Annotated in this window: 24 protein-coding genes; 11 read left to right on the top strand and 13 right to left on the bottom strand. The window is 33.6% G+C overall.

Going from position 1 to position 23,253, the window contains the following annotated elements:
• Nucleotides 1–88 precede the first annotated feature (88 nt).
• The 4 genes from D7004_RS13435 (at nt 89) to D7004_RS13420 (ending at nt 2,115) form a co-directional block, all read left to right on the top strand.
• A complete protein-coding gene (locus tag D7004_RS13435) occupies nt 89–847 on the top strand; it encodes an ABC transporter ATP-binding protein (protein WP_123206347.1) in 759 nt (252 codons plus the stop codon).
• 63 nt (nt 848–910) lie between these two features.
• Nucleotides 911–1,459: a cob(I)yrinic acid a,c-diamide adenosyltransferase gene (locus D7004_RS13430; protein ID WP_123206346.1), complete on the top strand. Its 549-nt coding sequence runs from the start codon at nt 911–913 to the stop codon at nt 1,457–1,459.
• An 85-nt stretch (nt 1,460–1,544) separates the two neighbouring features.
• Nucleotides 1,545–1,766 (top strand): DUF2795 domain-containing protein, encoded by a 222-nt coding sequence (locus D7004_RS13425; protein WP_010603503.1) that lies wholly within the window; start codon nt 1,545–1,547, stop codon nt 1,764–1,766.
• Nucleotides 1,767–1,956: 190 nt separating this feature from the next.
• Nucleotides 1,957–2,115: a lmo0937 family membrane protein gene (locus tag D7004_RS13420; protein ID WP_123206345.1), complete on the top strand. Its 159-nt coding sequence runs from the start codon at nt 1,957–1,959 to the stop codon at nt 2,113–2,115.
• 89 nt (nt 2,116–2,204) lie between these two features.
• On the opposite strand, the gene D7004_RS13415 is transcribed toward D7004_RS13420, so the two are convergent.
• Together D7004_RS13415 and queA are read right to left on the bottom strand one after the other, a co-directional pair.
• A complete protein-coding gene (locus D7004_RS13415) occupies nt 2,205–2,870 on the bottom strand; it encodes a 2-C-methyl-D-erythritol 4-phosphate cytidylyltransferase (RefSeq protein ID WP_123206344.1) in 666 nt (221 codons plus the stop codon).
• Nucleotides 2,871–2,939: 69 nt separating this feature from the next.
• Nucleotides 2,940–3,989: a tRNA preQ1(34) S-adenosylmethionine ribosyltransferase-isomerase QueA gene (gene queA, locus D7004_RS13410; protein WP_123206343.1), complete on the bottom strand. Its 1,050-nt coding sequence runs from the start codon at nt 3,987–3,989 to the stop codon at nt 2,940–2,942.
• Between the two features lie 210 nt (nt 3,990–4,199).
• On the opposite strand from queA, the gene D7004_RS13405 reads away from it, so the two are divergent.
• Nucleotides 4,200–5,444, top strand: a complete 1,245-nt coding sequence (locus tag D7004_RS13405) for an ABC transporter permease (RefSeq protein ID WP_123206342.1) — start codon at nt 4,200–4,202, stop codon at nt 5,442–5,444.
• A gap of 75 nt (nt 5,445–5,519) precedes the next feature.
• On the opposite strand, the gene D7004_RS13400 is transcribed toward D7004_RS13405, so the two are convergent.
• The 6 genes from D7004_RS13400 to D7004_RS13375 all read right to left on the bottom strand — a co-directional run bounded on the left by D7004_RS13400 (nt 5,520) and on the right by D7004_RS13375 (nt 13,120).
• A complete protein-coding gene (locus D7004_RS13400) occupies nt 5,520–6,485 on the bottom strand; it encodes a glycosyltransferase family 2 protein (protein WP_123206341.1) in 966 nt (321 codons plus the stop codon).
• Between the two features lie 272 nt (nt 6,486–6,757).
• Nucleotides 6,758–7,765, bottom strand: a complete 1,008-nt coding sequence (locus D7004_RS13395; RefSeq protein ID WP_123206340.1) for a UbiA family prenyltransferase — start codon at nt 7,763–7,765, stop codon at nt 6,758–6,760.
• On the bottom strand, nt 7,752–8,804 hold the full coding sequence (locus D7004_RS13390) for a prenyltransferase/squalene oxidase repeat-containing protein (RefSeq protein WP_123206339.1): 1,053 nt from the start codon (nt 8,802–8,804) through the stop codon (nt 7,752–7,754). The genes D7004_RS13395 and D7004_RS13390 overlap by 14 nt, the downstream gene beginning before the upstream one ends.
• Complete coding sequence (locus D7004_RS13385) at nt 8,788–9,969, bottom strand: glycosyltransferase family 4 protein (RefSeq protein ID WP_123206338.1); 1,182 nt, start codon at nt 9,967–9,969, stop codon at nt 8,788–8,790. The genes D7004_RS13390 and D7004_RS13385 overlap by 17 nt, the downstream gene beginning before the upstream one ends.
• A 3-nt stretch (nt 9,970–9,972) precedes the next feature.
• Nucleotides 9,973–11,784 carry an ABC transporter ATP-binding protein gene (locus tag D7004_RS13380; RefSeq protein ID WP_123206337.1) on the bottom strand — a complete coding sequence of 604 codons (1,812 nt, stop codon included), beginning with the start codon at nt 11,782–11,784 and terminating at the stop codon, nt 9,973–9,975.
• 139 nt (nt 11,785–11,923) lie between these two features.
• Entirely contained in the window at nt 11,924–13,120 is a 1,197-nt protein-coding gene (locus tag D7004_RS13375) for a pyridoxal phosphate-dependent aminotransferase (protein ID WP_208646838.1), read from the bottom strand.
• Between the two features lie 112 nt (nt 13,121–13,232).
• On the opposite strand from D7004_RS13375, the gene D7004_RS13370 reads away from it, so the two are divergent.
• From D7004_RS13370 to bioA, 4 genes are read left to right on the top strand one after another with little or no spacing between them, the layout of a single operon-like run.
• Entirely contained in the window at nt 13,233–14,219 is a 987-nt protein-coding gene (locus tag D7004_RS13370; protein ID WP_123206336.1) for a cation diffusion facilitator family transporter, read from the top strand.
• The gene (locus tag D7004_RS13365) at nt 14,206–14,661 is read left to right on the top strand and encodes an NUDIX domain-containing protein (RefSeq protein ID WP_123206335.1); all 456 of its coding nucleotides are present in this window, start codon (nt 14,206–14,208) and stop codon (nt 14,659–14,661) included. The genes D7004_RS13370 and D7004_RS13365 overlap by 14 nt, the downstream gene beginning before the upstream one ends.
• A complete protein-coding gene (locus tag D7004_RS13360; protein ID WP_123206334.1) occupies nt 14,651–15,496 on the top strand; it encodes a type II CAAX endopeptidase family protein in 846 nt (281 codons plus the stop codon). The genes D7004_RS13365 and D7004_RS13360 overlap by 11 nt, the downstream gene beginning before the upstream one ends.
• Nucleotides 15,493–16,758: an adenosylmethionine--8-amino-7-oxononanoate transaminase gene (bioA, locus tag D7004_RS13355; RefSeq protein ID WP_123206333.1), complete on the top strand. Its 1,266-nt coding sequence runs from the start codon at nt 15,493–15,495 to the stop codon at nt 16,756–16,758. The genes D7004_RS13360 and bioA overlap by 4 nt, the downstream gene beginning before the upstream one ends.
• A 439-nt stretch (nt 16,759–17,197) precedes the next feature.
• On the opposite strand, the gene D7004_RS13350 is transcribed toward bioA, so the two are convergent.
• The 5 genes from D7004_RS13350 to D7004_RS13330 all read right to left on the bottom strand — a co-directional run bounded on the left by D7004_RS13350 (nt 17,198) and on the right by D7004_RS13330 (nt 20,623).
• Complete coding sequence (locus D7004_RS13350; RefSeq protein ID WP_123206332.1) at nt 17,198–17,614, bottom strand: VOC family protein; 417 nt, start codon at nt 17,612–17,614, stop codon at nt 17,198–17,200.
• Nucleotides 17,615–17,672: 58 nt separating this feature from the next.
• Entirely contained in the window at nt 17,673–18,011 is a 339-nt protein-coding gene (locus D7004_RS13345; RefSeq protein WP_123206331.1) for an MmcQ/YjbR family DNA-binding protein, read from the bottom strand.
• A 2-nt stretch (nt 18,012–18,013) separates the two neighbouring features.
• Nucleotides 18,014–19,387 (bottom strand): exonuclease domain-containing protein, encoded by a 1,374-nt coding sequence (locus tag D7004_RS13340; RefSeq protein ID WP_123206330.1) that lies wholly within the window; start codon nt 19,385–19,387, stop codon nt 18,014–18,016.
• Between the two features lie 229 nt (nt 19,388–19,616).
• Nucleotides 19,617–20,246 carry a hypothetical protein gene (locus tag D7004_RS13335; RefSeq protein ID WP_123206329.1) on the bottom strand — a complete coding sequence of 210 codons (630 nt, stop codon included), beginning with the start codon at nt 20,244–20,246 and terminating at the stop codon, nt 19,617–19,619.
• Between the two features lie 14 nt (nt 20,247–20,260).
• Nucleotides 20,261–20,623 carry a response regulator gene (locus D7004_RS13330; RefSeq protein ID WP_167459490.1) on the bottom strand — a complete coding sequence of 121 codons (363 nt, stop codon included), beginning with the start codon at nt 20,621–20,623 and terminating at the stop codon, nt 20,261–20,263.
• 120 nt (nt 20,624–20,743) lie between these two features.
• Here D7004_RS13330 and D7004_RS13325 point away from each other — a divergent pair, with 120 nt between their 5' ends.
• A complete protein-coding gene (locus tag D7004_RS13325; RefSeq protein ID WP_123206327.1) occupies nt 20,744–21,961 on the top strand; it encodes a sterol desaturase family protein in 1,218 nt (405 codons plus the stop codon).
• On the top strand, nt 21,951–22,643 hold the full coding sequence (locus D7004_RS13320; RefSeq protein WP_123206326.1) for a lysoplasmalogenase: 693 nt from the start codon (nt 21,951–21,953) through the stop codon (nt 22,641–22,643). The genes D7004_RS13325 and D7004_RS13320 overlap by 11 nt, the downstream gene beginning before the upstream one ends.
• Nucleotides 22,644–23,253 lie beyond the last annotated feature (610 nt).

The following is a 23,253-nucleotide window of genomic DNA, read 5'->3' as shown; positions in this document are numbered from 1 at the left end:
ATCACATCGATGAGCATATTGGGTTATTTATAAATTTTTATGTTTATGTAACATCTACACCTTTAAGCTTGTCTAAAAAATAAAAACTATGTCGCAACCGCTTATCACAATTAAGGAAATTGGTCGTAAATATGTTATCGGTACAGAAGTAATCCATGCATTAAAATCAGTAAGTTTAGATATAAACAAAGGTGAGTTTGTTGCATTAATGGGTCCTTCAGGTTCAGGAAAATCTACCTTAATGAATATTTTAGGTTGCTTGGATACACCATCAAGCGGTACTTATGTTTTAAACGGAACCGATGTAAGCCACATGACGGATGATGCACTTGCAGAAGTTCGTAATCAGGAAATTGGCTTTGTGTTTCAAACATTTAATCTTTTGCCTCGTTCAACTTCTTTAGATAATGTCGCCTTACCACTAATTTACGCTGGAAACAGTAAAAAAGATAGAGATGCAAGGGCTAAAAAAGCGCTTGAAAACGTGGGTTTAGGTAACCGTATGGATCATAAACCTAATGAATTATCAGGTGGACAACGCCAGCGTGTTGCAGTTGCCAGAGCGCTAATTAATGATCCTTCTATTATTCTTGCCGATGAACCAACAGGTAACTTAGATACCAAAACATCTGTAGAAATTATGGGCTTGTTGGAAGAAATCCATAGCAAAGGAAACACCATAATCCTAGTTACCCATGAGGAGGATATCGCTTTGCATGCCCACCGTATTGTTCGTATGCGTGATGGATTGATAGAAAGCGACCATGCAAATACCAATATTAAATCAGTTTCTCCACGTTTAGCTGCTTTAAATGAAAGTGGAAGCGACTGGGAGAAAATGGATTAATCTATTAAAATAATTTCCACAGCTATAATAAAATAAATCTTCCGTTAAGGAGATTATCAAACTATGAAAATCTATACCAAAACCGGTGACAAAGGGCAAACATCGTTAATAGGGGGAACACGAGTTGCTAAAAGCCATTTAAGGATTGAAACTTATGGAACCGTTGATGAATTAAATTCGTATATCGGTTTGATTATGTGCCAGGAAATTAATCCGCACTATCAAAAATTATTAAAAGAGATTCAGGATAGGTTATTTACAATTGGTTCTTCTTTAGCGGCCGACCCAGAAAAATCTAACATGAAAATTCCCGACTTGCACGATGAAGATATCACTTTATTAGAAAAGGAGATGGATGAGATGAACGAAGCATTGCCTGCCTTAAAGCATTTTGTTTTACCTGGTGGCAATACTGTTGTTTCTTATTGTCATGTTGCCCGTTGTGTATGCAGGAGGGCAGAAAGATTAAGTGTCGAGTTGGCCGAAAGTAGTTTTGTTGAAGATAAAGTAACCATTTATTTAAACCGTTTAAGTGACTATTTATTTGTTTTAGCCAGAAAACTTAACCTCGATTTTGGAACTGAAGAAAACATTTGGATTCCGCGAATTTAATAGTGGAAAAATAAGTTTGTTTTGCTCAAAAATTTTAATATACTTTGCGCATTATTAAGAATAAGAATTTAATTGAATTGAAGATATGTATTGGACACTAGAATTAGCTTCCCACCTGGAAGACGCACCATGGCCTGCAACAAAAGATGAATTAATTGATTACGGTATTCGTTCTGGAGCACCTGTAGAAGTTATCGAAAATTTACAAGCATTAGAAGATGATGGCGAGCCTTATGAAACTATAGAAGAAATCTGGCCTGATTATCCTACCAAAGAAGATTTTTTCTTTAACGAGGATGAATATTAATTAAAGCCTTGAAGCTCTTGATAAAATCAGGAGCTTTTTTTTGCCAAAAAAATTTGATAGTAATTGATTATTAAAGTAAATAAATCGCTGATATACAATTATTTACATATTAATTTTACATTTTTTAAACAAAACAAGAATTATCGGTGTTAATAGTGCAACATTTTAACTCACTAAAAAAATTAACACAATGGGAAATTTATTGTATTTAGTCGCAGTAGTATTAGTTATACTATGGGTGGTTGGTTTTGTATTCCACGGCTTCGGTGATGTGGGTAACATCATTCACGTTTTATTAGTAATTGCAATTATCGCAATATTGCTAAAAGTTATTGGCAGAGCAACGTAAGATATAGCGATCAATTATTGATCTGTTTTAATATTATTGCCTTAAACAAAACAAAATAAAAATGGAGTTTCTTAATCGAGGCTCCATTTTTAGTTTTTCATTAATAATTCAGCAAGTTCTAAATCTATTGGGTGCGTAATTTTGATGTTATTTCTTTCGCCTTCTACTATATTTATGTCATAACCAGCTAACTCTACCACGCTAGCATCATCAGTGAAATACGATGAAAAATCTTGTTGGTAAGCTTTTTTTAATACATCCAAGGTAAATGTTTGCGGTGTTTGAACTAAATAAATTTCGTTTCTTTTAAGTGCGCTTGTTTTATTTTCACTTAGCATTCTAACACTATCTGTAGATTGTACTGCAGCAATAACATTGCCTTTTTCCAAGGCTTGCTTGAAACTATTATCAATAAGTTTTGTAGAAATCAAAGGTCTTACTGCATCATGTACCGCAACAACGCCATCTCCAGTGAGCAAGTCGATTGCATTTTTTACAGAGTGAAAACGTTCGGAACCACCATCTACTATGGTATGAGGTATTCGAAAATTAAATTCATCACACAACCTAAGCCAGTAGGGCTTTTGATTTTTATTTAAAACTAAAATTATTAAAGGTTGATAATCACTTTGAGCAAATGCTTTTAAAGTGTGCATTAAAACCGGAAGGTTTTTTAGCAAAAGAAATTGTTTTGGAGTTTCGGTTTGCATTCGATTGCCCGAACCGCCTGCTACAATTACAGCATAGTATTTCATAATTCAGTATCAAGATGTAATTATCAAGTATCGAGAAAATTCTTGATACTTGATATTAACTACTTGAATCTATATAATAAGCATGGCATCACCATAGCTATAGAATTTATATTTTTCTTTAACGGCTACTTCGTAAGCATTCATTACGTTTTCATAACCACCAAATGCACTTACCATCATTAATAAGGTAGACTCTGGTGTATGGAAATTGGTAATCATTGAATTAGCTATGTTAAATTCATAAGGAGGAAAGATAAACTTGCTCGTCCAATCGTTAGCCGATTTTAAAGTTCTGTTAGCAGATACAGCAGATTCTATTGCTCTCATCGATGTCGTACCAACAGCACAAATTTTTCTTTTTTCTTCTAAAGCTTTATTTACAATATTGGCATCCTTTTGCTCAATAATAAATTGCTCAGAATCCATTTTATGCTTTGTTAAATCTTCAACCTCAACTGTTCTAAAAGTACCTAAACCTACATGGAGTGTAACCTCTGCAAACTCAACACCTTTAAGTTCAAGGCGTTTCATTAACTCACGACTAAAGTGTAAACCAGCTGTTGGTGCAGCAACTGCGCCTTCATGCTTAGCAAAAATTGTTTGATAGCGTTCCTTATCTTCAGCTGTTGCTTTACGCTTAATATATTTAGGAAGTGGTGTTTCGCCTAAAATTTCAACATTACGTCTAAATTCTTCGTCCGTTCCTTCAAATAAAAAGCGGATAGTACGGCCACGAGATGTTGTATTATCAACTACTTCGGCAACAAGTAAATCGTCATCACCGAAATATAATTTATTTCCAACACGAATTTTACGAGCAGGATCTACTAAAACATCCCACAAACGCAATTCTTTATTCAATTCTCGAAGTAAGAAAACCTCGATGGTAGCACCTGTTTTTTCCTTATTTCCGTATAAACGGGCTGGAAAAACTTTGGTGTTATTTAATATCATTACGTCTTTGTCGTCAAAATAACCTAAAACGTCTTTAAAAATTTTATGCTCAATTTTGCCGCTGTCTTTATGCAAAACCATTAAACGTGCTTCATCGCGTTGTTCAGCAGGATTGTTGGCAATTAATGACTCTGGTAAATTAAATTTGAATTGTGATAATTTCATTCTTGATGAATTTTTTGAGGTGCAAAAATACGAATTAAATTTTTCTTTTTGTTATATTAAGCAACGCATTTGTGCGAAATTATGTTTTAATTAATTATTTTATTATAAAAATTGGTATTTGTCAAGGATTAATGATTTGTTGGTATAAAATTATTTAGTTTTGAATATAAGCTGTAACCTTTTTAACAACTTATTGTCTAAACCTCAATTATGATAATTTTCAGGCTAATCGGCGAGAGTTTTCGTTTTGCATTTGATGCATTGCGCCAAAACAAATTACGTACAATGTTATCTCTTTTAGCGATAACCATTGGTATTTTTGTAATCATTTTTGTTTTCTCTGGTGTTGATACATTTAGAGGAAAGCTGCAAGCGAGTGTAGATAAATTAGGTTCGAACACAATTTATATTCAAAAATGGCCATGGAGTTTTGGTGATAATTATCCTTGGTGGAAATACGCTAACCGTCCGGAACCATCAATAAGAGATTTTGAAACGTTAAGAGAACGGATGGAAAATGCAGATGGGATAACATTCGAAATTTCTACCGGCAACAGAACAATCAAATACAGAAGCGGTTCGGTAGAAGGGATTTCCGTTTCGGCAGCTTCACAAGATTTTAACAAAACCTGGAACTTTGAATTACAATCTGGTCGATATTTTACTGATAATGAAAGTACTAACGGCACACCAGTTTGTTTAATTGGAGCAGAAATTGCCGAAGGTTTATTCGGTTCGGATGAACCTGTCGGAAAGCAAGTTCAAATTTTAGGTAGAAGAGTTACGGTTATTGGCGTTTTTGTTAAAGAGGGCGAAGATATGCTTGGTACATCGTTGGATAAAAGTGTAAATATCCCCATAAATTTTGCCAAAGGAATTTTAGATATTCAAAATGAACGATATAATCCGCAAATAACGGTTCGCGGTTCTGAAAATGTATCGTTAGAAGAAGTAGAAAGTGAACTTAAAGGTGTAATGCGGTCTATACACCGTTTACGACCAAACCAGGAAGATGACTTTGCCTTAAATAAAACAACAATCTTATCTAATCAGCTAAACAAAATGTTTGATGTTGTAAACATTGCAGGTTGGGTTATAGGTGGTTTTTCTATTCTAGTGGGTGGTTTTAGTATCGCCAATATTATGTTCGTATCTGTTAAAGAACGTACAAATATTATCGGCATACAAAAATCTTTAGGTGCTAAAAGGTATTTTATATTGCTTCAATTTATTTTTGAAGCCATTTCATTATGTATTTTAGGTGGAATACTTGGCTTGTTGCTCGTGTTTCTACTGGCCATGGCAATTGGTGCCATTACTGATTTCCACATTATATTGGGTGTAGATAACATTGTTTTGGGTATTGGTATTTCAGTTGTTATCGGAACAATATCGGGCTTCTGGCCAGCGTATTCAGCGTCTAGATTAGATCCTGTTGAAGCGATTAGAAGTTAGTGTGAATTAATAATTACTGCTTTAGAAATCATTATAAAATCAAAGTTGTTAATAAATTAATTGCTCTGAAATTGTTTATAGTTTCTGATTTGGTAAAACCTTTCCATGTAATCCTTTCATTAAAACTTTTGGGATTTCTCTTAAAGTGAAGGGGATATTAACTGCAAATGATCTAACTAACAAATTGAATGAATATTTAAAGTTTAGCTCACGAATTAAGTTGTGCTTAGCAAACTCTACAAGTCCACCCATATATCTTTCCTCTAAAATTTTAAGCTCTTTGGGTGTTAGCAAATGTTTAAACTTGATTATTTTGGCCTTAACATCGGCAATGTATAGAAATTCTAATACCTCACTCCATTTTCTGCCATCATAAATATTTATTTCGTCAATTCGTTTTTTCCACAGTTTTTGAAGTGTAAAACCAACCCTACATTTTCTTGATAAAATAAGTTCTAGATACATACACCAATCATCCCCAATATTCATTTCCTCATCCCAGCCATTTAAAATAGATGATCGTTTAATAACTACAGATGACGATGGAGAAGGGCATGATTTAATAAACAAGTCACGTACTTCATTATATTCTAATATTATCCAACCATCTTTTTCTTTTACAAAGTAGGGGGTTAGAAATGGGTCGCTAGATAAAAAATCCCATGGATTACCAATACGGCTTTCTTGCTCCCAATTAGCAAAAACAAAGTCTAAATTTTCTTCTTCTAATTTTGTAATGCAATTGTTTAAAAATTCAGGATACCAAACGTCGTCAGAATCTAATGATGCAATAATTTCACCCTTTGCATATTTTAACCCTTCATTTCGAGCTGATGCTTGCCCACCATTTTCTTTATAATGGTATTCGACTTGGGGATACTTTTTAACAAGTTCTGCAGTGTCGTCAATAGATCCGTCATCAATAACTATAATTTGTTTATATTTATATGTTTGATTAATAGCACTTTCGATCGCATCAATAAGTTTAGGCGCTCTGTTAAATGTTGGGATAATTATAGTTACTAAATTTTCATTATTCATTAGATGATGTTATAGGGAGATGACAGCTAAAGGTAATATGATTTTCTCGATAAATATAAGACGATACAATTGAAACTAAAAATTGAAACGAATTTATCGGACTTGGATAATGCAACGATTTGATAACTCTTCTTCTGAAAGAGAAAATAATTTAAATATGAATTGTGAAAGAAAAACATTTCTAAATTGGAAACAGCTAAGCAAACCCTTATAATTAGCTATTAGTTGAATTTTAATATTCACACTATTTTTAAACTTTGTAAAATTTTCTATTAATTTTTTATTTTTAAATAGAATAACTTTATTAGTTTAAGATAGTCATATAAGGCTATTTTTATCGGATTATAAAAAAGAAAAACATGGATAATTAGGACAATAATATTTGAGTAATTATTAAAAACTGCATAAATTAAAATAGAAAGCGGAAAGAACATTTGATAAAAATCGCTCATTAGAATTTGAAAAAAGGTCATTTTATTACTTATGATTAAAATAACCTGGCTTTTATACAGCAGATATCTACAAAAAATTAAAACGAAATACATTACTAATCCTAAATATGTAGCAATTATATTAAGTTGACAAAACATTGATATTAAAGCTATTATTTCAAATATAAAAATGACTCTCGACTTGAGTATAAAGCTAGCTGGTTCAACTTTACTCGCATAGGTATTTAAATTTACTTTGATATCATTATCACGATCTGCAAATTGATGCCAAAGAATTCCTCTTAGACCATAACACAGCGCCCAGACTCCAACTGAGGAAAACCAAATCCAATTAATTTCTTGTTTTGTGATATAACTAACACTAGACACCATAAGCAAGCTCGTAAAAACGTGTGAGCCGCATGCATCTGCTAATAGGCCAAGAATTCCTCTGTTTTTAAATCTAAATGGCTTGATTGAATACAAGCTGAAAACTATCCATGAACATAAATAAAGACTGCAAGAAAGCAAATCAGGATAAAAGAAGTATTCAAATAAAATACCTATTAATACACAAGAAGCAGGTATTAACCATCTGAATTTTGGTTTAATGTGCTGAATTCTATTGGACTTTCCACTGGCTATGTCTTCTTCTAAATCAGTTATATCATTAATTACGCTTACATATATGGCCCCAACTACTAAAGAAATTAATATTAAAATTAATTGTAGTGAATTATGGAATAGCGGAACAGATGAAAAAGTTGACGTTGCATAACCAATGGCAAGTAATGGTGGAATTTTATAAGTCCACCATTCCTGAGATCTAATGGTTTTAAATACTTTCATTTTTTATCGATTGCTGGTAAAGAGATAAAGCTTCAAGGCAAAAACCTGTTGTCAACTCTTCAGATCCGTAACACTGTAATTTTTTTGGCCCGCCATAATAAACTGCTCGTCTTGGCCATTCCCCATATTTTTCCTGGGCATCAATAAGGTAATTTATTGCATTATCTAGATTTGAGATATCATAGTCAAGATTTAAAAGCACAATTATGCCCAAGGCTGTATCTAAAACCGATTCGCCAAATGAACCGTCTTTCTTAGTTGTATGCAGAATGCGTTGAATAATGGGTTCCCTGATGGCTTGTAATTCAATTTTTAAAACCTTAAAATTTCTTGAAAAAAAATACCAGATTGTAAATGGATTTAAATACCATAAATCGCACTCGGATTCTCTATTATTTCTAATAACATCGATTAAATACGGAACAATTGCCTCTGTATCTTTATCCAGACCAAGATAAAATAGAACATTTGAATTTACAACAGCATCAATATCATATCTTTTTGCTTCAACGTTTTTCCAAAAAAGTAATGCCATAATTGGATATTTGAAATCTCTTAAACAAAGCAACCAGTAATCTTTGTCCCATACCCAATTAAATCTTAAAGTGTACCAAGAATAGAATAACCCTGTTTTTGCACGATTAAGGAGCAAAATATTCCTGTTTGGAATATAATCTTTTTTTAGCGCTTGCAATAATTTTGACGCACATGAAGTATTATCAACATCAGGCGGACAAACTTTGTAAAGGGGTGTCCAAGAAGTAAAATGTGGCCAAATTCCTCCTCTCATCGATTGATATTGAAGAAATCCGGCAGAACGTTCATGTATTTCTTGTACTTCCGATATGTGCTTTAAATTAAGTAATGAGTAGCCAATTAATGAAGTAGGGAAAACGCTGCTTTCATGTATAGCCACATTCATATCATCGTCACCCCAGCTTATGTAGCCACAAAACTCGCCATTGGGGAATTGATGTTGATGAAGATATTTAATCCCCCGGTCAACGGCTAAATCAATAGCTTCATGTAAGCTTGGCATAGTCATAGTTTAAAATTTCGAACATTGAAACTGCAAAATCATATTCGGGATTTGTAGGCACTGCCGAAGCAATCTGATTTGCGGCATTTTTTCCTATTTGTTCCCAGTTATCTTTTGTGTTCCATGCTCTTTCCATAGCATCTCCAAAAGATTTCTCATTTGGAAATCCGATAAAACCTGTAACACCCTCTTCTACAAGTTCGGTATTTCCACCTGCGTCAGATATAATTACTGGCCGTCCTGCAGACATTGCCTCAACCATTGATAGAGGCAAGCCTTCGCATCGTGAAGGGAGTAATAGAGCATGATAATCTTCCCACATTGCTTCTACATCATCTATCTGCCCTTTAAATTCAACATTGGTTACTTCAAGTAGTTTTGCAAGGTCTTTCAGTGCATCATCGTCGTCACCCTTTCCGATAAAAGAAACTTGAACCGAGCGTTCTTTCCATTTTTGCTCTGATAAAATTCTTATTATAATATCTTGTCCTTTATCCAATAAGAACAGCCTGCCCAGGCAAACGAATTTAAAAACTGTATTTGATTCGGGATAAGGAATTATATTTCCTGATAATTTAACAGGGTTAAATATTACTTCGGCATTTGGAAGCCGATGACCAAATTGTTCTTCTGTTAACCTTAAATTATGCTTGGATACAAAAAAAGTTTTTTTGGCATTTAAAAGCGTTTTTAACATGCCGTGCCTGTCGTTTTTCTGTGGCCAGTAAAAGTCTACAGCTTTTTGAGAAATAATAACGTAAGGAATTTTGAGAAACAAACATTGTTCAGCAAGATTCAGTCCATCGAAATTAATTCCCTGAGATATAATAACCAAATCTGGGGTTTCTTTATTTAATAAGGTCCTGAATGATTTTAGATCTTTACCTTGGTAGGGCGTAAATTTTAAAGCAACAGCTATTTCTTTGGCAAATTTTCTTAATAATTTTATTGCTTTTTTACCCCTTGTCTGCTCACGGTCGAATTCAGCTAAATGCACACCACTATCAGAAAGTTTTCTGAGTTGCGGATGCTCCTTGTTCATTACAGATTTCACAACGGTTATTTTAAATCCGGCTTTTTGAAAAAACGGAATGCTTCTTCCCCAAAGTTCTTCACTACCTCCCCAATCATCAATACAAGTACTTACAATAACAATCTTTTGCATTTGCTAATCCGTTGTTAGGTTCTCATTGAATAAATGATAGTAATTGCCTTTTAACTTCACAAGTTCTTCATGAGTTCCGGATTCGGATATCTCCCCTTCAGAAAGCATATAAATATAATCCGCATGTTTAACTGCAGACTGCCTGTGGCTGATAATTAATGCAGCCCTATTTCCAATTCTCTTTCTAAAAGAATCAAATAGTTCTTTCTCTGCATGGGCATCTAAAGCGCTAGTCGCCTCATCAAGGACCACGAAACGAGAATTACTATAAAAAGCTCTAGCTATTGCCAATTTTTGCCACTGCCCAATACTTACTTCATGCCCCTCCTCAAATATTCTACCCATTGTTGTTTCATACTTCTGCGGGAACTTATCTATAAAAATATCTGCGCCTGAATTTTTTGCCGCATCGACAATATCAACTTGTTCGCGGTGACTATGTATGTCACCAAACCGGATATTTTCTGCAACAGTTACATTGTATTTTCCAAAATCCTGAAAGACCGCACAAATCTGTTTTTGATAATCAGCTATTTTAAAAGATTTAATGTCTGTATGGTTTAAATTTACCGAGCCGGATGTTGGGTCGTATAATCTGCATAGTAATTTTATTAAAGTTGATTTTCCTGCACCATTGCTGCCAACAACCGCAATTATTTTTCCTGCTGGCATTTTTAGGCTTATATTTGTTAGAGTATTTTTTTCAGCATGAGGATAAATAAAACTAACGTTCTTCAATTCTAAATCAATTTCATTATCTGATGGAATTGGTAATGGATTTTCATATTCTTTAAGGCTACTCTTCAAATCAAATAATTCGAAAATACTTTTTACAAAAACGTTATTGTGATAAAGTGTAGAAATACTGTTTGATAGATTCTGCATTATATTAAATGCCTGTGGGAAAGCAACTAAAAAAAGTGTTATATCACCAACACTTGTAACCCCGTGAATGCTTCCAATGGCTATATAAGCTACGCAAGCAAAGAAACCCATAGTTGCAATGGTTGAAGTGATTAGCTCCTGATAAGTTTTCTGTTTACTTATTTTAAGTCTGCCATTTAATAATAAAAGCCTGATATCAACGTATAATTTTTTTAAATGATTTCCAAGGCCGAAACTTCTTACTTCTTTTGCGTGCACATCGGATGTTAGTAGTGTGCTTAAGTAATTGGATTTTCGCTCAAATGCGGTTTGAGAAAGTCTTAAAACATTCTGGCTATCCGCAAAATTTATTCTAACCCACAATGTAGGTACAACAAAAAGCGCTAGTATCGGAAAAAGTCTCCAATCGATAGACACCAGCAATGATGCTATTAATATTAAACTAATAAAGTTTTTTGCAATATCAACTATAGTAAAAACAATAATATTTGGACGGTCGGTAGCCATGTCTCTTGCCCTTTTTAATATGTCAAAATAATTAGGACTTTCGTAAAACGATAAATCGAGCTCAATAGCGCAATTGTGTATCTTTTCATCAATATGCTCGGCAACTTTTCCCGATTGTTTTTCCGTAATATATCCAGAAATAGACTTTACTGAAGTGAAAAGAATAGCTGATATGGTTGAAAGAATAATGTATTTTATTACTTCAGGCTCATTTTTAATATCTGTAATTCCGTGTTTTGAAATGGTATCAATAAGTATTTTGAGGAAGTATAATGAAGAAAAAAATAATCCACTTTCTAAAGCAATAAAAAAGATAGAAATGACGGACCACTGTTTTGAGCCAGCCCATATCAGTTTCAGAAGTCTGTAGATACTTAAATTAGTGCTAAATTTATGGACTTTGCTTGTAAAGGATTTTATCATTAATAGGATGGGATGAGATACCAACAAAATTAACAATTTTACCCGCTTAATAAAGCCATTTTTACTTTCTTAATTGTGAAAACAAAAAATCCCTCGCTAATTTTAATTAACGAGGGATTTTTTTATTGCATTAAATCTCTTACATCAATTTACCTAATGCTTCTTTTATTCGTCTTAAAGCTTCAATCAAACTTTCATCAGATGCGGCATAAGATAAACGGATATAGTTGTTGTTGCCAAAAGAATCGCCACCAACTGTAGCAACATGACCGACATTTAAAAGGTAAAGTGCTAAATCAGACGAATCTTTGATCACGTTTCCATCAGCATCTTTCTTACCAAAAAAAGAACTGATTTCAGGGAAGAAATAAAAAGCTCCATCAGGAAGATTTGTTTTTACACCTGGGATTTCATTTAAAAGATTGTAAACCAATTCTCTACGACGTAGAAATGCTTCTTTCATTTCTAAAACGCTTTCTAAACCTTGCTCATAAGCAACAATTCCTGCTCTTTGCGCAATAGAACAAGTTCCAGATGTTGTTTGTCCTTGTAACTTATCATTTGCAGCCGCAATTTCTTTGTTTGCTGCGATGTAGCCTAACCTCCAACCGGTCATTGCAAATGCTTTTGAAAAACCATTTACTACAATTACTCGATCCTTAATGCTTTCAAATTGAGCAATAGATTCATGTTTATCAACGAAATTAATGTGTTCATAAATTTCATCCGATAGGATATAGATATTTGGATGTTTCTCAAAAACCTTTACCAACGCATCCAATTCCTCTCTGCTGTAAACCGAACCTGTTGGATTACAAGGCGATGAAAACATAAACAATTTTGATTTCGGTGTTATTGCAGCCTCTAATTGTTCTGGTGTAATTTTAAAATTGCTTTCGATATCTGTATCAATAAAAACAGATTTACCTTCTGCTAAAACCACCATTTCCGAATATGAAACCCAATACGGAGTTGGGATTATAACTTCATCATCAGGATCGATAAGTGTCAGAATTACGTTTGATAGAGATTGTTTTGCTCCCGTAGAAACTACAATTTGAGAAATATCATAGTCTAGATTATTTTCTGTTTTTAGTTTATTAACAATGGCTTGGCGTAAATCAGGATATCCCGGAACCGGAGAGTAACGTGTAAAATTATCATCTAACGCTTTTTTCGCTGCATCTTTTACATGTTTTGGAGTATTAAAATCAGGTTCACCTACGCTTAAACTTATAATATTTATCCCTTTTGATGCTAAGTCACGACCAAGTTTGGTCATTTTAAGGGTTGCAGATTCTGATAGATTGTTGATTCTTTTAGATAAGGTGCTCATGGTTAATTACTTTGAGCGCAAATATATAAACCAAATATTATTCTGCACTAAAAAAGGTATAGTTTTTATCATTTATTTTATTCCATAACCGTATTTTTGAAAAAAAATCCTTGTGACTGTTAAAAAGCGAGCAATTGTAATTTCTTTAGTAGTAAGTGTTGTATTAATGCTTGCAAAATTTGTAGCATATTTTATAACTGGCTCAAATGCAATTTTAACCGATGCCGCAGAAAGTATTGTTAATGTAATTGCAGGAAGTTTTGCATTTTACAGCATATATCTTAGTACGCAGCCAAGAGATGAAAATCATCCTTACGGGCATGGTAAGGTAGAATTCTTTTCTGTTTTTGTAGAGGGTATTCTTATTTTACTAGCGGGAGTAATCATCATTTTCAAATCTTCTTATAATTTAATTTACCCTCATGCGGTTGGTCAATTATTAGAAGGTACTTTAATTATTGGCATAACCGGACTTATCAATATGATTGTTGGCTTATACCTGATTAATGTGGGTAAGGCGGAGCATTCTGTGACACTTCAGGCGGATGGAAAGCATCTTTTAACTGATACTTATACCAGTGCGGCAATAGTTATTGGTTTGATTTTAATACAGCTTACAAATATTATTTGGTTTGATAGTTTGCTATCTGTTCTAGTTGGTTTTTACATTGTGTATTCTGGTTATAAATTAACCCGAGGTTCTGTTGGTGGTTTAATGGATGAAAGCGATTTTACCTTGGTTGAAGAGGTTGTGGATGTTTTACAAAAGAATCGCCACAAGCCATGGATTGATGTTCACAACTTACGTACACAACAATATGGACCCGAATTTCATATCGATTGCCATGTAACTTTGCCTTATTATTTTGATTTAACAAAGGTGCACAAAGAGATTTCTCAAATTGATGAATTGATTAATAAAAGTGGCTTTAGAAAAGCTGAACTCTTTATTCATGCCGACCCTTGTTTACCAGAATGTTGCAACTACTGCCATATGAGCGATTGCCCGGTAAGGTCAGAAGCATTTAAAAAGGAGATAGTTTGGACACCAGATATCGTAATCAAAAACAAAAAACATTTCGAGAATGAGCTACTTTAATGTTAGGGTTTATGGTTTGCTAATCAATCAGCATAATGAGGTTTTAGTAAGTGATGAGCAAGAATATGGCTTTCGCTTTAGCAAGTTTCCTGGTGGCGGGTTAGAGTTTGGAGAAGGTTTAATTGATGGTTTAAAGCGTGAATTTGTTGAAGAGTGTAATGCCGAAATTGATGTAATTGCTCACTTTTATACTACTGATTTTTTTGAAAAATCATCGTTCAATGATAGCCAGGTAATAAGTGTGTATTACTTAGTAAAAGAGAAAGCACCTCTTCAGCTTGCTTTCAAAACCAAAATTTACGACTTCGATGGTGATGGAGAAATATTGCAAGCCTTTAGATGGGTAAATATAAACGATTTATCAATCGACACCATCACCTTCAAAACAGATAAAACTGTAGCAGGGCTGTTAAAGGAAAAATTTGCAGTTGATGGAAAATAAATTTCTTTATTACCTTAAACCTATTTTACGGGTTGTTTTATTTATTTTCTTCATTTTTCTTTGGTCAGTTCCGTTTAGCATCATCTTCCAGTTCGAAATTTTTAAATTTTCGAATAATTTATTTAGTCAGCTTATTTTTGAAGCTGCAGCAATATTGATTGTTATTGGTGCTTTATTGATGATTTTTCATATTTATCCAAACAGAAATTTCTCCACGATATTTATAAAGATGAATACCTTAATCCCATTTTTAAAGGGAAGTATTATTGGTTTTTTGCTAATCCTGCTTTGCGCAACCATTATGTATTTCTTAAATTCTGTACAATTTACAGCGACAAGAATATTGCCCTTAAATATTGCAGGTTATTTGTTGTTCTTTATTTTGGTTGGTGTGTTTGAAGAATTCACCTTCAGAAGTTTTCCTTTAGTTGTTTTCGCAGAACGCTATCTTATCCCGGTTACGGTATTAAGTAATGGTATTTTATTTGGTTTAATTCATTTTACAAACCCTGGTTTTTCTGCATTGGCGATGATAAATATCACTTTATGTGGCATTTTATTTTCAATTATAACTTTGCAAAAAGGAAATATCTGGTGGGCGGTAGGTATCCATTTTGCTTGGAACTTTACCCAAGGAAACTTATTAGGATTTAAGGTTAGTGGTTTAGCCCAATCTGGTTTGTTGGCTGCTAAACCAATTGGTAACCCTATGTTTTCTGGTGGAACATTTGGTATAGAAGGCTCAGCAATTTGTACCATTATTTTATTAATTTATATCATCTGGTTATTATTTAAGGAAAAAATAATGCCAGTAAAAGAAATAGAGGCAGTATGAATTTAGTAGAAAGAGATAAAAAAGTAATCTGGCATCCATATACTCAGATGAAAAATGCTTTGCCGCACATACCAATTGTTAGAGGCGAAGGCGTTTATGTTTTTGATGAAAATGGTAATAAATATATCGATGCAGTATCATCCTGGTGGGTAAATATTCATGGTCACGCTCATCCACATATCGCACAAAAGGTTTCAGAGCAGTTAAATCTTTTAGAGCATGTTATTTTTGCCGGCTTTACGCATGAGCCTGCTGTTTTGCTTGCAGAAAGATTGTTACCGCTTTTGCCAGGTAAGCAAGAAAAGGTTTTTTATACGGATAATGGTTCTACAGCTGTTGAAGTAGCGTTGAAAATGTGTTTGCAATATTGGGATAATAAACAAACACCCAAAACCAAAATACTGGCTTTTAAAAATGCCTATCATGGCGATACATTTGGTGCCATGTCGGTTAGTGGTCGTAGCATTTTTACCGATGCTTTTAATAGTTTATTATTTGATGTAGAATTTATTGCTTTACCCAATGCAGATAATATCGAAAGCATCAAAAAACAAATATCAGAACTAAAATCGGAAGCTGCTTGTTTCATTTTTGAACCATTAATTTTAGGCTCTGCAGGTATGCTGATGTACGAAGCCAAATATCTTGACGAACTGATTTCTACTTGTAAAGCATCAAATATTTTAACCATTGCCGATGAAGTGATGACAGGCTTTGGTAGAACAGGAACTTATTTTGCCTGCGAAAAATTAAAAAATAAACCTGATATATTTTGCTTAAGTAAAGGCTTAACCGGTGGGACGATGCCTTTGGGTGTTACTACCTGCACAAATGAAATTTTCGAAGCTTTTTTAAGTGATGATAAACTAAAAACGCTTTATCACGGACATTCATTCACTGCAAATCCTATTGCATGTGTGGCATCTTTAGCAAGTTTAGATATCTTATTAAAAGATGAAACATTACAGAACATAAAAAGAATAGAGGCGAAGCATGCTGTGTTTTTAAAAGAGATTAAATCGCACAATAAAGTTAAGGCAATTCGCCAAACCGGAACAATTATAGCTATTGAGTGGGAAACCGGAAATGAAACATCCTATCTAAGCAACCTTCGAAATCTACTATATAATTATTTTTTAGATAAAGGAATTATATTGAGGCCACTTGGAAACATCATCTATATACTTCCACCATACATAATTAGTAATGAAGATTTAGATTATGTCTATAGTTCAATTAAGAGTGCTTTGGATGAAGTTTAATGTTAATAATCTGAATTCGATTCTTAAACTTAATATTTTGCTGTTTTATCACATTAATACTTTTACGACACGTCTTGCTGAATTTATTTCAGCATCTTTCTTGCAAATAAGACCCTGAAATAAATTCAGGGTGACGTAAATTAAGGAAAAGTAGTTTAGCGGTAATTGTAAGGAAAATTAATAATCGAACTCAGTTTAATATTCTTTAAAAAAGTTATTACTTATTTTAAGATTTTTTATTCAGATGAGTCTGTATCATAAATCAATTTCTCTTGGAATCTTGTCACGTTAAGCTAAGCCTGTGCTGAGCTTGTCAAGCATCGAAATACCTAAAGGCAGTTTTGCAAATCCTTCGAGAGGATCATGACATTTCGTAGTTATGATACAGCCTCATTTGGTCCTTAAATACATGGAAACAATTAGCGGAACACTATCTGAATTATCCTAATGGCATTTTACTTAAATCCATATAAAGAATATTCCATCGTTGTCCGTCTAAATCAATAAAACCACATCCATACATCCAGCCATCTTTGTAACCTGGTTGTCCGTATATCGAGCCTCCAGCTTCTACAACTTTTTTAGCTATTTCATCAACATCTTCAGCGCTTTCAGCATCTATAGAAAATAATACTTCAGCGCCTGATGATTTTTCAGAAACTGATGTACCCGCGAATGATTCATATACTGACTTTTTAAAAAGCATAATGATTAAGCCATTTTCGCCAACTATAAAAGATGCAGAATCTTCATTAGCACCATATTGCGTGTTAGGAGTGAAGCCAATTTTGGTAAAAAATTCTTTCGATTTATTTACATCTTCAACTGGTAGATTTATCCAAAGTGTTTTTGTCATGATATTAATTTTATAAAAGTAAATATAGCCATATCATTAAATTAAATACGGTTTTTAATCACTTCAAGTATTTTAAAGCTAAGTTTTTCGGTGCCACATTACAATAAGATAATGTTAATGCATCTTCAATTAAATCTTCTTTTAACTTATTAAATTCGAAAATTGTCCATCCTTGCTTACCCCATGGGCCATTTGCCTGGTATATGTTTTCAGAATCAAAACTGCAAAATACCGACTGATCTACAGGTGTAAGCTTTAATGATATGGCACATTTTGAGCTATTTAACGTAGCAAAAATCTTTTTATTTACCCTGAATGACGCCTTTTCAAAGTGAGGTTCCTCCGTAGCATTCTCAAACGAAAGTGCCAGTTTTTTAAATTCTTCAACCGTTAACATGGCTATAATTTATATAATTTCTGGGGATGTTGCTCGGCGTGATTCAAAATCAAATTCAAAATATAGCTGTTTGATTGATAAGTAGATAGGTTCTCTTTAAACGGTTCGAAACCATCGTCTAAATAGTTTTTATCTGTAAAATAGCCCATGCCATAAAATTTTCCCTTTTCTACAACAAGACAACTTAATTCTTCATCTTTTCTACCTTCATCAACCAATGCAAAACTAGGTTGCATGTTTTGTATATCCTCGAGTGCTGCGTTTAAACGTTTGTTGTAAATTGCTACGGTTTCAATCCCACTACAGGCGCCAAAACATTGTCCGTTTTCATGTGCCATACATTTGGTTGCTGCTTTTTGCAGGTAGCATAGTTTAGCGCAAAGCTGATAAGTGTTGATTAAGTGGTTTAAAAAATTATAGCCTTCTAGCAAGTTATTAAAACTTTGTAAAGGCTTGTTGTTCGTTTTATGCTTATCAATGGCCAGGCGTAAATAACCATTCTGACCTTCAAACACACATAAATCATATTTATGTTCGTAGCGCTTCATAGCACGATTGTTTTCTGGCCACAGTCGTTTTATTTCATTGGCTTCTAAAATTAATGCCATCAATTCTGTTCCACAAACTACATAATCTATATTGTGAATGTTTTTCAAAAAATCCTGACGCTGCCTGTTTGGTTTATTACCTGTAAAATGACTTGTAACCCGTTTCTTTAAATCTTTTGCTTTTCCAACATAAATAATTTTGCCTTTATTATCTTTAAAATAATAAACCCCAGGTTGATTTGGTAATCTGATAACCGCTGCTTTGTCTAAATGTGGCGGTAGAACTTGTTCTTTTGATGTTTTTTTTAGCATTTCAAAAATCACTCCATCAACATCATGTTGTAGTAGCAGATTGAAAAGTAAGCTTGTTGCATCGGCATCGCCTGCGGCACGGTGCCTGTTTTGTAGTGGAATTTGAAGCGAACTACATAATTTTCCTAAGCTGTATGAAACCTTCCCCGGAAAAACCTTTCGGCTCATTCTAACCGTGCAAAGTTTTTTACATTGTAAATCGTAACCTGCAGCAGCTAAATGATGTTTTAAAAAAGAATAATCGAAGTTAACATTATGGGCTACAAATACTTTACCATTTAATAACTGATAAATTTGCAAAGCAACATCGGCAAATGTTGGTGCAGATTTCACCATTTCATTATCAATGCCTGTTAAAGCAGTAATGTGAATAGGAATGTTAATTAAAGGATTAATTAAAGTAGAATACCGCTCCACGACTTCATTACCATCGTGAATATTTATGGCAACTTCGGTTATACCATTTGCCGAAGCATGGCCGCCGGTGGTTTCTATATCTACAACTGCGTATAACATTTAATTAATTTGAATACAAATCTATGCTAAAATAATTAGTAATAAAAATGTTCTCAATAAATTATTTATCGTATCGATTTTTCTTATTTCGTTTCAAATTCGTTCTTTCCAATGAAGATGAACGTTTTTTTTACTTCAAATTTTTATTCTTTTAACATTTAAGCTTTTAAACAAAAAAAGGCGACTAACGTATTAACGTTGTCGCCCTCATTTTTTATGATTTGAATAATTAAAGCTTGCTTAATAATTTACTCAAATTTGGTTTAATGCCAATTGAAATTGGAACCGTATTGAAAACCCTATTTTGAATTTTCGTAAAACCATACATATAGCTTGCTTCTACAAATAGATTAGCACCGCCAATATTGTATTCAATTCCACCACCACCTTCAAAAATACCCATTCCATTGGTTTTATTATCCATGGTAACTTGTAGTGTTTGTGCATTAACACCCGCTTGTGGCGTTAGAACAAAACCTCCACCAGCACCAGCGAAACCATAGAAAGCCCATTTATTAACAATTTTTCGGTATCCTAAAGCAACATTTAACAAGTACGTAGTAGCACGCCCTTTTTGCAAAGTATACGTGTAACCTGCATCGGGTGTAATTTGGTTAAACTCGAAAGCATGTAAGCTAACTTTTGGATACAGGAATAAACCACCATCACCCAAACCTAAATTTATACCCAATGATGTAGAAAATTTTGGCTTAAGATAATCTGCGGTTTCGCCCATCGGAAAAGCAAAACCAATACCACTCATAGAATATAGTTTATCTGGTCGCCCGGTTTGAGCTTTTGTTTGCATCGCTAATCCAACTAGTAGCATGGCTATCGGAGTAAGTAATTTTAGTTTCATATTTTTATATTTTATTAATTTAATGTTAATCTATTTACTTTTTGCAACATCAACGCAATGTTAAATGGCTTTTCTAAATAATCATCAGGATGATATTTTTGAGCATTAATATACGTCTCATCATAGCGTGCAGATGCCATGATTACAGGTATTTGTTCGGTATCGGGATTGGAACGCAATTGTTTGAATACTGCTCTACCATCCATTCCGTTTAACATGATATCTAAAATTATTAAATCGGGGTTAAATTCTTTAATGGTTTTGAAAATAAATCTAGGCGATAATAATGGGTAAACAGTGTAATGTTCATTTTCTAATGCAAGCTGAAAAACCTCTAAAATATCTGGGTCATCATCAACAATAAGTACTCTTTTCAAATTTATTTCTGTTATTTTATTATTTAATACTGCTAATACAAAATCAGACACATAATGTTTCAGCTTAGCAGTTTTTTTTCTAAATTGTAATCTGATATTTCTAACCAAATATTTTTTTCCATGAAGGTAGATTACATTGCGTTATCTGTACCCGTATTTTTTATCCTTATCGGGATTGAACTTGCCTATAACTTTTATAAAAAACTTGATTATTATAGGTTAAACGATAGTATTTCAAATTTAAGTCAGGGGATAGGGCAGCAGCTTACTGGCATTTTTATGAAAACGGCATTGTTTTTTGGTTATAAGTATATTTTTGAACATTGGCGACTTTTCGAAATGCCAAAATCCATTTGGGTTTGGATTATCCTATTTATCGGTGTAGATTTTTTCTATTACTGGTTTCACCGAATGAGCCACCAGGTAAATGCGCTTTGGGCAGCACATATTGTCCATCATCAATCAGAAGAATACAATTTAACTGTTGCATTGCGCCAAAGTTGGTTTCAGGGTTGGTTTAGCTGGGTTTTTTACCTGCCCTTGGCGCTCGTTGGTTTCGACCCGATTATGTTTTTAACCTTGAGTTCTTTTAATACTTTATATCAATTTTGGATTCATACCCGAGCCATAAAATCGATGGGTTTTTTAGAATATATTTTGAATACGCCTTCACACCATCGGGTTCACCATGGTTCAAATCCAAAATACATCGATAAAAATCATGCTGGCACGCTAATTATTTGGGATAGATTTTTCGGAACTTTTCAAAAGGAAGAAGAGGAGGTTTATTACGGCATCACGAAACCTCTAGCCAGCTGGAATCCGGTTTGGGCAAACCTTCATTATTGGGATGATTTGGTGAAAACTGCCAAGCAATCTCCGAAATTTAGTGACAAGTTAAAGGTGTTTTTAAAGCCGCCAGGTTGGTTTCCGGCTCATTTGGGTGGTTTTCAACTGGCACCAGAAATAAATGCAGCTGTTTATAAAAAGTATAATCCTAGCTATCAGAATAAATTAACAGGGTACGTTTTGGTACAGTTTGCTATTGCTTTGGGGGCTGGTTCGCTCATTTTATTTTCTTATGCCAAAATGGAAATTGCCGCCTTATTTTCAGGAACATCATTCACGATGCTCACTTTAATAAGTTGTGGCGCATTATTGGAGCAAAAAAAATGGCTGGTAAAATTCGAATATGGTAGATTAATACTAGGTTTTTTATTGGTTTTGATTTTAAAATTCCCAATTGGTTATCAAGTAATATTTGCAGGCATACAGTTAATATCCGTAATTTGGTTCCTCAGTTTGCAGAAAGCAAATCCCGTTACCAATGAAAACTAAACTATTTGCCTCAATTTTTGCGCTTATATTTATCGTTCAACTCTATGCAGAAACGATAGGTAATATTCCACTTCGTAATTTTTCAAAACCACTTATTGTTATCACTTTATTGGTTTGGCTTTACAGCAGCACAAATCTTAAGGGAAGGTTTCACAAACGCATATTTACAGGTTTAGTTTTTGGTTTAATTGGCGATGTTTTTTTGATGTTGCAATCTGGCAGACCAAATTTTTTTATATTCGGTTTAATTGCATTTTTGCTCTGTCACATTTTTTACGTCAGGGCATTTATCCTCGACCATAAATCTAATCCCAATTATAAAAATCCTTTCTTTTTATGGGCAATTGGTGCTTTTGCCATCTTCTGTTCGGGTTTGTTTTTTTACCTGCAGCCAAATTTGGGTGCCATGCAATTTCCTGTTTTAATGTACGCCATCATCATCACATTTATGGCAATAATGGCCGTTAACCGTTATGGTAAAGTAAATATTTTCAGTTTTAAATTGATACTTTTTGGGTCTCTATTTTTCCTTTTATCTGATAGTGTTTTGGCGGTTAATAAGTTCGGCCAACCAATTCCTCAAGCAGGTGTGTTAATTATGGCTAGCTACATGATTGCGCAATACCTCATCGTTTATGGAACAATTACTAGAGAATTGGTGGTGAAACAAACGGAAATTTAGATATATTCTTTGTTAAATGATTTTTATTTTCTTTTGGAAATCAATGTTCTGTGTTAATCGGTTAGTGCAGTCCTACTAACGTTGCAATCTTTTTGTTTTGATTGGCAGTAAGAGATGATTAGGAACTGAACCAAAAAGGATTTCCACTTATATCAGGTTTAAATAACTTAGGATACTGTAAATATTTTCTGATTAAAGTCAATGAAAATATTCATCAAAAGTTAAAATTATATAAAATCCAATTTTCTAAGCTTTTTGCATTAATTTTAGTTTTCCGTTGACTAAAGTCAACGGCAATGAAATGCGATACTTGTAAAGGAATTTGCATTTCATCGCCGTCAGTTTCAACTGACAGCAATGAAAATATCCATCAAAAAGTTAAAATTATATAAAATCCAATTTTCTAAGCTTTTTGCATTAATTTTTATTTTCCGTTGACTAAAGTCAACGGCAATGAAATGCGATGCGTGTTAAGCAATTTGCATTTCATTGCCGTCAGTTTCAACTGACAGATAAAGATGCTATACTTTAGGTTGATGATTCAGGATATTATGTTGGTTAAGCGATTTGCATTTCATCACCGTCAGTTTCAACTGACGGATAAAGATTT

This window comes from Pedobacter jejuensis, from assembly GCF_003725795.1.
Lineage (GTDB): Bacteria > Bacteroidota > Bacteroidia > Sphingobacteriales > Sphingobacteriaceae > Pedobacter > Pedobacter jejuensis.
This window is presented reverse-complemented; position numbering and strand designations above follow the sequence as displayed.